Annotated in this window: 10 protein-coding genes; 3 read left to right on the forward strand and 7 right to left on the reverse strand. The window is 43.5% G+C overall.

The annotated features are described in order from the left end of the window. Window positions 1-256: 256 nt before the first annotated feature. From BLS49_RS24145 to BLS49_RS24155, 3 genes are all read right to left on the reverse strand, one after another. Window positions 257-883 (reverse strand): HD-GYP domain-containing protein, encoded by a 627-nt coding sequence (locus tag BLS49_RS24145; protein ID WP_245742765.1) that lies wholly within the window; start codon window positions 881-883, stop codon window positions 257-259. A 323-nt stretch (window positions 884-1206) separates the two neighbouring features. Further along, entirely contained in the window at window positions 1207-1812 is a 606-nt protein-coding gene (locus tag BLS49_RS24150) for a TetR family transcriptional regulator (RefSeq protein WP_091236654.1), read from the reverse strand. Between the two features lie 103 nt (window positions 1813-1915). Then, window positions 1916-3058, reverse strand: a complete 1143-nt coding sequence (locus BLS49_RS24155) for a YhgE/Pip domain-containing protein (protein ID WP_091236656.1) — start codon at window positions 3056-3058, stop codon at window positions 1916-1918. Between the two features lie 191 nt (window positions 3059-3249). Here BLS49_RS24155 and BLS49_RS24160 point away from each other — a divergent pair, with 191 nt between their 5' ends. From BLS49_RS24160 to BLS49_RS24170, 3 genes are read left to right on the forward strand one after another with little or no spacing between them, the layout of a single operon-like run. Then, the gene (locus BLS49_RS24160; protein WP_091236658.1) at window positions 3250-4104 is read left to right on the forward strand and encodes an SPFH domain-containing protein; all 855 of its coding nucleotides are present in this window, start codon (window positions 3250-3252) and stop codon (window positions 4102-4104) included. An 18-nt stretch (window positions 4105-4122) separates the two neighbouring features. Further along, a complete protein-coding gene (locus BLS49_RS24165) occupies window positions 4123-4317 on the forward strand; it encodes a type II toxin-antitoxin system antitoxin (RefSeq protein WP_091236659.1) in 195 nt (64 codons plus the stop codon). Next, window positions 4307-4909, forward strand: a complete 603-nt coding sequence (locus BLS49_RS24170; protein WP_091236661.1) for a hypothetical protein — start codon at window positions 4307-4309, stop codon at window positions 4907-4909. Before BLS49_RS24165 ends, BLS49_RS24170 begins: the two co-directional genes overlap by 11 nt. An 81-nt stretch (window positions 4910-4990) precedes the next feature. Here BLS49_RS24170 and BLS49_RS24175 read toward each other — a convergent pair whose 3' ends face one another. The 4 genes from BLS49_RS24175 to BLS49_RS24190 form a co-directional block, all read right to left on the reverse strand. After that, complete coding sequence (locus BLS49_RS24175) at window positions 4991-7234, reverse strand: heavy metal translocating P-type ATPase (protein ID WP_091236663.1); 2244 nt, start codon at window positions 7232-7234, stop codon at window positions 4991-4993. 74 nt (window positions 7235-7308) lie between these two features. Continuing rightward, the gene (locus tag BLS49_RS24180; RefSeq protein WP_091236665.1) at window positions 7309-7509 is read right to left on the reverse strand and encodes a copper ion binding protein; all 201 of its coding nucleotides are present in this window, start codon (window positions 7507-7509) and stop codon (window positions 7309-7311) included. Between the two features lie 16 nt (window positions 7510-7525). Next, on the reverse strand, window positions 7526-7879 hold the full coding sequence (locus tag BLS49_RS24185) for a metal-sensitive transcriptional regulator (RefSeq protein WP_091236666.1): 354 nt from the start codon (window positions 7877-7879) through the stop codon (window positions 7526-7528). A 213-nt stretch (window positions 7880-8092) separates the two neighbouring features. Continuing rightward, a complete protein-coding gene (locus BLS49_RS24190; protein WP_091236668.1) occupies window positions 8093-8929 on the reverse strand; it encodes a patatin-like phospholipase family protein in 837 nt (278 codons plus the stop codon). Window positions 8930-9191: the final 262 nt, after the last annotated feature.

Genomic DNA, 9191 nt, shown 5'->3' on the forward strand with positions numbered 1-9191 from the left:
GCCCTAAATTGCTGCAAATGTGCAGGCTTTCTCTAAGGATTCTCTTCAAACTAGTCTATTCAGAACAATATTTCTGCATTTTCGCAGGCTTTTGTTCATCCTTTTATGGCTACTTTTAAAAAGCTGCATTTTCACATGCTTTTCCTGATATCTTGCCCTTCCACAGCTAAAAAAGAAGCGTCCCTCAAAGTTATCTTAGATAACTTTGAGGGACGGCCTCATTCCACTTTCTATGATATATGTTATTTCTTGCTTACTAGGTTAATGAATAGATATCCAATGTATCATTGGACAGCCTCATCAGAGCATGAACAATATCAGGATCAAATTGGGTTCCTGCGTGACGCAGCAGTTCAAGCTTTGCCTCACTTATATTCAGTCTTCTACGATATGTAAAATTTGATGTCATCGAATCAAAAGCATCTATTACAGCACATATACGAGCAAATAAATGTATTTCCTCGCCTTGAAGTCCCTCCGGATATCCCTGTCCATCCCATCTCTCATGATGTGATCGAACAACAGCCGTAATCTGTGGAGCAAATCCCGGATAACTCTCAAGCAGCTCTGCCCCTAAAATCGGATGTAATTTTATAAGGTCCCACTGATCATCATCCAGCGGTCCACGGTTCAGAATGACATCTCTAGGAATCATGATTTTTCCAATATCATGTACAAAGCAGCCACGTATTAACTGCGCTGTTTCCGACACGGGCAGTTCCAGAGGAACTGCGATTTTCTCAGCCAGCATTGACACCCGAACAGAATGTTGATAAATCTCTGGATGCTTATTAATAAAAAGGGTAAACCACTTGTCAATTTCCGTATGATAATCGTTAGGTGATATCTCCTGTTCATGGCTTGGATCTTCTGTATTTGACACCCAATTATGCCTCCTAATCCCAAAGATGCATCTAATTCGCTGCATAAATAATCATATATTTTTATTATATTACCCTTTAGCATTATAGGTCAAAAGGATAGCACTGTATAGAAATAAAGTATCAAAAGTAGATAAAAGGTATCATTACTATTTTACTTCTATCAAAAAATAACTTCTTTCACTGAATTATCCTTAGGTTAATTTAATTTTGTACAATCAGAACCCTTAATACTGAGCCAAGCGTTCTTAATTGAAGTTTTGATGCATGTCCGCATAACAAAAAACCCACCACCTTAAGTAGCAGGATTGTCATGCACAGCAAATCATGAATTCAATTTTACACCGAGACCTTGAAGCACAAACCGAGCAGCCTGATCTGGATAGGAATCTGGAATGAAACCATCATGGTTCTTCAACCATACATTAACTGAGTGGAATCTTTTATGCGATAAGGTTACCCCCATCACTGTTAAGAAGGCTACCGTAAGTGAGTCAAAATGGAACACCCCTTCTTCCTTACCACGTTCTAGAAGCTCCTTAACCTTGAACCACACCGGACTTAGAGAGGCTTGAACCGTTTCCATACGAGGCGATTGCAGTGTTAATTCCTGTTGAATAATATCACTTAACTCCTTATCGTTAATGGTAAACGCAACAATTTCGCGAACGATGAGAGTTAGTCCCTCTACCGGGTTCTTCAACTCATCCTCATACTGATTAAACGCCTCTTCACTGCCAGGGTAAAATTGTTCAAAAATAGCCTCAAACACCTTCTCTTTTCCACCAAAATGGTATGAGACCAACGCGATATTCGCATTTGCTTCTTCACATATCTGACGGACACTTGTACCCTCATATCCTTGTTTTGCAAACAACCTTTTAGCCGACAGTAATATTCGAGTCTTTACATCAGTATCATTCAGCCCCATACACTTGCTCCCCTTAAATATACTAGTCTCATTATGGAGCTTTCATGACAGATGCGCAAGGCGACTCTTCAGCACTTATGGAAAAAGCTATAAATATATAGTACTACGATACCATCTCTACCCTGACACTACGATAATTCCTTGCGAGCTCTGAGACCAGACCGATTATCAAACTTATAATACCAATACCAATCAGCCAATATACATTTGCCGTTTCAATGGATCCGCCAAACTGTAAATTCATCAGCCCCTCTACCGCATAGGTCGCTGGCAACACCTCGCCGAATGAACGGTAAAAATCGTTTAGCAGGAACCGCGGAACTAGAGCTCCCGATGTTACAAGCTGCAAGGACAACATCGCAATGTTAAACAGCATACCCGCCACTCCGAATAATGCAAGGAACATTTGCGAGAAGAACAGAAAAGTTGCAACGAACAGAGCCTGGAACATCCAAAAAGCGATAAACCCATGCTCCATTTGCCCTCCTAGAACAAAAACCAGTGAAGTCCCTATAAGAGAAATAAGGAGTGATGAAGTCAGGTTAATGAGAGAACGAGCACCAAACCGTTGCCATAGAGACGTCTCACTTCTTATTGACAAAGAGGCCTGATATAAATTCATACCCATAATCATCGTTCCGACAAAAGAGGCCAATACAAGCATCATTGGCACCATCTGATTGTTCATTCCATCGACAGGATGGATGGTATCTACATTCGACTCTACTTTTCCTGTTATCTCTTTAGCGATGACCTCCACCTTCTCTGCTGGCATAGACAAGCCTAACAGCAGCTGCGAAGTTCCTTGCTCTATCGCCTGTTTATTGATAGATTCCGTTACACCTGCCGCAACACTCTCCATCATACTTTTCACCATAGCTGGATTAGATCCGTTGATCGTATAGCTTAGCATCGCCTTATCACCAGAGGTCTGAAGCTTCTGGCTAAAATCTGCAGGAATGCTGAGCATCAATTGAACTTCGCGGTTCTCCAGCTTTATTTGTCCTTCCTCCGTCGACACATTCACCAGTTCAAAGGGGAGCCTATCCTTCAATCCTGAAACAATGCTTCTCCCAAAGCCTTGATCCTCATTCACTACTGCAATCTTCATTTGATCCACACGATCATTGACCCCGTCATACGCTGTCATCCATATAAGAGTGAAAATGACCTGAAACATAAGGGCAATAATAATGCCAACTATGCTCTGCGGACTCTTAATAAAAGACTTTATTCCTTTGAACATTCGAATACATCTCCTTTATGAATGTTAAAATCTTTATTAAACGATTGTTTAAATCATATGTTTTAATTCGATCTATGTCAACTTTATTTAGTTGTTTAGATTATTTTGCAACAAAATAATTTACAATATATTTCAAAAGTGATATCATATAAATATCAAATCAATATGTAGTTTAAAGGAGTTGTCTCGACATGTTTAAGGAAAAAGAGATTTCTTATCTAAATGGCTTTGTCGCTCTTCTGTTCATTATCGCCATTGGGGGAGCAAGTGGATACCTCATCAGCCTTCAAGAAACATTACCTGTTCTCATCGGAATTATGGCTGGAGTAATCGCATTGATACTACTCACTGGGCTTACTGTCGTACAGCCAAATCAGTCTAGCGTAATCACGTTCTTCGGACGTTATCTTGGTGTTATCCGCAAGAGCGGGTTTTACCTGTCTATTCCGTTTTCCAGCCGCAAAAAGGTTTCTCTGCGTGTACGCAACTTCAACAGTGCTAAGCTAAAGGTCAACGATGTCAGCGGTAACCCGATCGAAATTGCGGCGGTCATTGTTTTCTCTGTTGTTGATTCAGCCAAAGCGTTGTTTGAAGTAGACGAATACGAAACATTCGTTGAAATTCAAAGTGAAACAGCGCTCCGTCACGTCGCTAGTAAATATCCTTATGATCAGCCTGAAATTAGCGGTTTCTCCCTTCGCGGCAACACCGAAGAGATTGCTCTTGAGCTTACCGAAGAGCTTCAGAAACGGCTTGCAATCGCAGGGGTAAAAGTGACTGAATCGCGCCTGACCCACTTGGCTTACTCCACTGAAATTGCCAGTGCAATGCTGCAGCGCCAACAAGCAGAAGCGATCATTGCTGCTCGCGAGAAGCTCGTTGATGGTGCGGTTACGATGGTACAAATGGCTATCGAACGCCTTCAAACCGACAATGTAGTTGAGCTTGATGATGAACGCAAAGCAGCTATGATTAACAATTTACTCGTTGCAGTCGTATCAGACCGTTCAGCCCAGCCGGTCATTAATACGAGCTCGTTGTACTAATTAGGGAGATACGTTAGAATGGCCAGCAAAAAAAGCTTCCCGTTGCGACTAGATCCGTCCCTGTATGAAGCTTTGGAACGCTGGGCTGCTGACGAGTTCCGAAGCGTTAACGGACATATTGAGTACCTGCTGCGGGAAGCGCTCCGAAGAGAAGGACGTCTACCTTCGCCACGTGCTCGGGATCATGGAGGTGGAACCAAAGATGCAGACTAAGACTGTTCGTAAAAGCATGTTGGAGTCGAAGTCGTCGATCATTTTGCAAGAGTATGCCAAAGCATCTGGTGGAACCTATGTGCCATCCTCATTCAAGGGATGGAAGTATACTTCTCATCATGTCAAGGTTGAACTGGCTCATGGATTAGGTGGTGTCATCATAGCAACCCTGTCCGATAGCTCGAGCTCCTCAAACAGCATTCCAACAATTGAGCTAACATACAAATATCGACCTCGGCGCAAACTGGAATGCTATCTATGTTCTATTAAGCGCCCGATCTTTCTACCATTTCAGAGTCACTTAAGACCTGCTTCAATGCCTAATTCGGCAGTCGGCAAGCTCTTTCATGCCAAGTCATCACATCCAAGCGTTCTCCGCTCTGTTCTCAAACATGATGGACTGGACCAGGAGCTGCTTAAAACTCCAAAAGCCACGTTCAGAATTTCATTAAAGGGTCAAGCGGCTACCTTAAACTATATCGAATCATGCAAGAAGCCTGATGTTGAGACGCTTAATTCCAGTGTAAGACTGATGAAATTATTCATCCGTTCTCTTCAGGAACAAGGAATTATTTATGAATCAGCCTCTTAACTGATAAGAATACAGCAAAAGCAAAAGACTACCTCGATCCATCATTACGATGAACTAGGGTAGTCTTTTATTCAACTATGATTATAGTTTTACACGTTGGAGTCTTAATGCATTTAATACAACGGATACCGAGCTCAGTGCCATCGCCGCACCAGCGAGCCATGGAGCCAAAAATCCGGCTGCTGCGATCGGAATCCCTACACTGTTATATGCAAGCGCCCAGAACATATTTTGCTTTATGTTCCCCATGGTACGCTTGCTCATCTCAATCGCGTCAGGAACACCTTGAAGATCACCGCGCATTAATGTTACGTCTGCCGCTTCAATCGCAACATCTGTTCCTGTGCCAATGGCAATACCAACATCTGCAATGGCAAGCGCTGGAGCGTCATTGATACCATCTCCGACCATCGCAACCTTTCTACCTTGCTCCTGAAGTTTCTTCACCTCAGCTGCCTTACCTTCCGGCAACACTTCAGACAGAACCATATCTATACCGACTTCACCAGCTATCGCCCGCGCAGTTCTATCATTGTCTCCAGTAATCATTACAACCTGAAGACCAAGCTCCTTCAATCTCGAAACTGCCGCCTTCGAAGTATCCTTCACTCGGTCACTAACACCAACCATACCAGCATATATACCATCGACAGCGATCAGAAGCACTGTCTGACCCGCCTCTTCCTTCATTGACATAACATCCTCATAAGAACCAACGTCAATGCCCTCTTTGGCCATTAAACGACGCGTTCCAGCCAGTATACGACGACCTTCTACAATTGCTGAGATACCATGACCAGGTATCGCTTCGAATGCAGAAGCTTCAGGTAATGTCAGTCCGCGTTCCCGCGCCCCTGTCACTATAGCTTCAGCTAACGGATGCTCAGAGCTGCGCTCAGCTGAACCTAGCAAAACAAGCAGTTCCGCCTCCTGCATCCCGTTTGCCGGAACAACCTCTCTTAGCTCAGGTTGACCACGTGTGATTGTACCTGTCTTATCCAGCACAATCGTATCAAGGCTTTGCGCAGTCTCTAAATGCTCCCCGCCCTTAAACAGAATACCATACTCGGCTGCTCTACCAGATCCAGCCATTATGGATGTAGGCGTTGCGAGTCCAAGTGCGCAAGGACAAGCAATGACGAGAACTGCAATAGCTTTCTCCAGCGCCTCTGAGAAGCTGCCTGGAGCTACAAAGAAGAACCATACTAAGAAGGTGACCACCGCAATACCTACAACGATCGGCACAAATACCCCTGAGATCACATCTGCAACACGTTGAATCGGCGCTTTGGAGCCTTGCGCCTCTTCAACTACCCGGATGATCTGAGCCAGAGCTGTATCACGTCCGACTTTCATCGCCCGAATACGCAATGCACCATTTTTGTTGACCGTTGCTCCGATCACGTCGTCTCCGACTTTCTTCTCTACCGGAATACTTTCACCAGTCAGCATTGATTCATCTACCGCCGACACTCCGTCCAATACCTCTCCATCTACCGGAATGCGTTCGCCCGGCTTAACCAGAATAATATCGCCCGGAACAACCGCATCTATTGGTACACTTACCTCTTCCCCATCTTTAATGACCGTAGCCGTCTTAGCCTGCAATCCCATTAACGTCTTGATCGCTTGTGAAGACCGCCCTTTAGCCAGTGCTTCAAACCATTTGCCAAGCAGGATCAAGGTGATCAGCACCGAGCTTGTTTCATAATACAGCTGGGGGGTATGCCCATGTGCCATAGACAGCGACTGTATGCTTAAATACAAGCTATAAAAATACGCTGCTGATGTACCTAGAGCAACCAATACATCCATATTGGCACTGCGGTTGCGAAGCGCTTTGTACGCTCCAACATAGAATCCCCAGCCTACAATAAACTGCACCGGTGTAGCCAATATAAACTGGAACCAGGGATTCATGAGTAGATCAGGCGTCCAGATAAAAGCTGTAAAAGAAAAATGTCCTGCCATCGCCCATAGCAACGGAAAGGTTAGCACAGCAGACACAATCAGCTTCCGCTTTTGTTTTGCAATTTCCTCTGCCCTTACCTGATCAGCTTGATCTTGAGATTGCTTCAATGCTGCAGAATAGCCAAGTTGACTTACTTTTTGAATAATATCATTAAGCGATACCTCTGCCGGCTCGAAGTGGACCTGCGCCGTCTCCAGCGCAAGATTCACATTTGCCCCAGCCACACCTGGCAGTCGATTTAAGCCCTTCTCAATTCGATTGGCGCAAGCTGCACAGGTCATTCCTGTAATTTGCAACGTGGCATGATCACCACTAGTCTCATGATTTCCTTCACTTTTCAGTGCTTTTTCCATAGGAAAATCTCTCCTTCTTGTCAACCTATATACCCATTGGGGGTATATTAGAGACAGCAGAAAATGATTCTGCCTTAAACTACGTCATAACCTTGATCTTCAATCGCTTCTTTAATCGTTTCTAGGGACAATTTATTCTCATCATACGTTATTGCTACGCTCTTCGATCCCAAATCAACTTTCGCCGTTGCACCGATTTGTGACAGCGCACCTTCAACTGAATTGACACAATGACCGCACGACATTCCTTCTACTTTCAAAGTAACATTTTGCATAACTATTTCCTCCTTATTATTTCATTAATTTATTAACAGTAATAAGCAGCTCGTCAACAACTTCCATCTCGCCTGCCTGAATTCGTTCAATCACACAACTCTTCATATGACCTTCCAGCAAAAGCTTGCCGACGCTATTAAGTGCAGACTGCACCGCCGCAATCTGATTAAGAACATCATCGCAGTAGGTGTCTTTCTCGATCATTCCTTTTATCCCGCGAATTTGCCCCTCAATACGATTCAATCGACTAGTTAAATTACCTTTTACCGCCTCGGAATGATGACTTTGCCTGGGGTGCTCCCCACTGGTACATCCTTCTCCTGAAGCATTGGTACAATGTCCTGTGTCCGTATGATTCCGATCAGCCATAACAACCCCTGCCTCCCTAACTTTCATACTATTTACTTCCACACTAGGCATTATTCAGCCGTTATTTAATAGTGGAGTGGTTGATGAGTTCATTATAATATACCCCATAGGGGTATGTAAAGGGATGATTAACATTTTTTTGAATATAATTTAGCTGCGATAAAAAAAACCGCCACAAAAGTGACGGAATAACGTTTTTCATTCTATACATATTCAACCAAACAGCCCCTGTATCTCTGGCATTCGCGTCATAGCCAAGTCATAACCATGCTGGCAAGAATCCTTAAGTATATTGATATCCTTCTCAAAACTACGCAGAGGTCTTTCTGGACGAATGATCACGGCTTTCCCTTCACTCTCCAACTGTTCGCAAAAGGATACTGTTTCATTATATTTCTCATGTCTAGTCAGCAATATTTCCTCGAGCTTAGGATATTTACGTTTTAACAGTTTCCCCGCTCTTGCATTTTGTTTACTGAACTCCTTAATGTACCCTTTAGGTTGAGTGAGCACGATCAGATGCTTATCATTACCGTCTGCGATTGCTTTACGAACAGGAATGGGGTCAGTCAGTCCACCGTCATAATATTTATATCCATTCATCTCAATAGCAGGAAAAAACATAGGCAGAGCACATGTTGCGCGCAGCATAGTCCACTTCTCGTCCATCTTTAATCCATCCATATATTCAGGCAATCCCGTATGGGCATTAGTAACTCCGACCAGCACCTGTCCCTTATAGCTCTGGTAAGTTTTCATATCGAATGGGATCAAGCTTTTTGGAATTTCTCCAAACACAAAATCCAATCCAAACAAGCTGCGGTTGCGCAGGAAATTCCGATACCCTATGTATCGAGGATCATGGCGGTATTTCTCCAAAATTTCGAGGTTTCTCCTTTTTTGTCTGGATATATATGAAACTCCATTACTAATTCCAGCTGATACGCCTATGCAATAAGGAAACATTACATCGTGATCTAGCAAAGCATCCATAACACCTGAGCTAAATATCGGTCTGAGAGTTCCTCCCTCTAAAATTAAACTTGGCACGTATGATCCTCCTTAAATCTTAGAAATAAAATCCCTTTTCTTTCTAATCATAGTCTAGTGCCCACAAGAGATATAAGCAAATCGAAACCTAATAAAACAACACAAGGGAGCTATCCCAAAAGTAGGTTTAGTGTCAAAACTAGAAATAGCAGTGCAAGGAAGACGCCCCCTGCACCGCTTGATCCTGCCGCATTCTATGACCGTATCTCATGTGTAATAGTGTCATGATGCGGAATTCCTGAAATTGCTGCAAATGTGCAGG

The sequence above is a fragment of the Fontibacillus panacisegetis genome (assembly GCF_900102215.1).
Classification (GTDB): domain Bacteria; phylum Bacillota; class Bacilli; order Paenibacillales; family Paenibacillaceae; genus Fontibacillus; species Fontibacillus panacisegetis.

Coding starts and splice junctions, on each gene's coding strand:
- BLS49_RS24185 (WP_091236666.1), bottom strand. CDS start 7,879: ATGGCTGATCGGAATCATACGGACACAGGACATTGTACCAATGCTTCA.
- BLS49_RS24155 (WP_091236656.1), bottom strand. CDS start 3,058: ATGTTCAAAGGAATAAAGTCTTTTATTAAGAGTCCGCAGAGCATAGTT.
- BLS49_RS24180 (WP_091236665.1), bottom strand. CDS start 7,509: ATGCAAAATGTTACTTTGAAAGTAGAAGGAATGTCGTGCGGTCATTGT.
- BLS49_RS24160 (WP_091236658.1), top strand. CDS start 3,250: ATGTTTAAGGAAAAAGAGATTTCTTATCTAAATGGCTTTGTCGCTCTT.
- BLS49_RS24170 (WP_091236661.1), top strand. CDS start 4,307: ATGCAGACTAAGACTGTTCGTAAAAGCATGTTGGAGTCGAAGTCGTCG.
- BLS49_RS24175 (WP_091236663.1), bottom strand. CDS start 7,234: ATGGAAAAAGCACTGAAAAGTGAAGGAAATCATGAGACTAGTGGTGAT.
- BLS49_RS24150 (WP_091236654.1), bottom strand. CDS start 1,812: ATGGGGCTGAATGATACTGATGTAAAGACTCGAATATTACTGTCGGCT.
- BLS49_RS24165 (WP_091236659.1), top strand. CDS start 4,123: ATGGCCAGCAAAAAAAGCTTCCCGTTGCGACTAGATCCGTCCCTGTAT.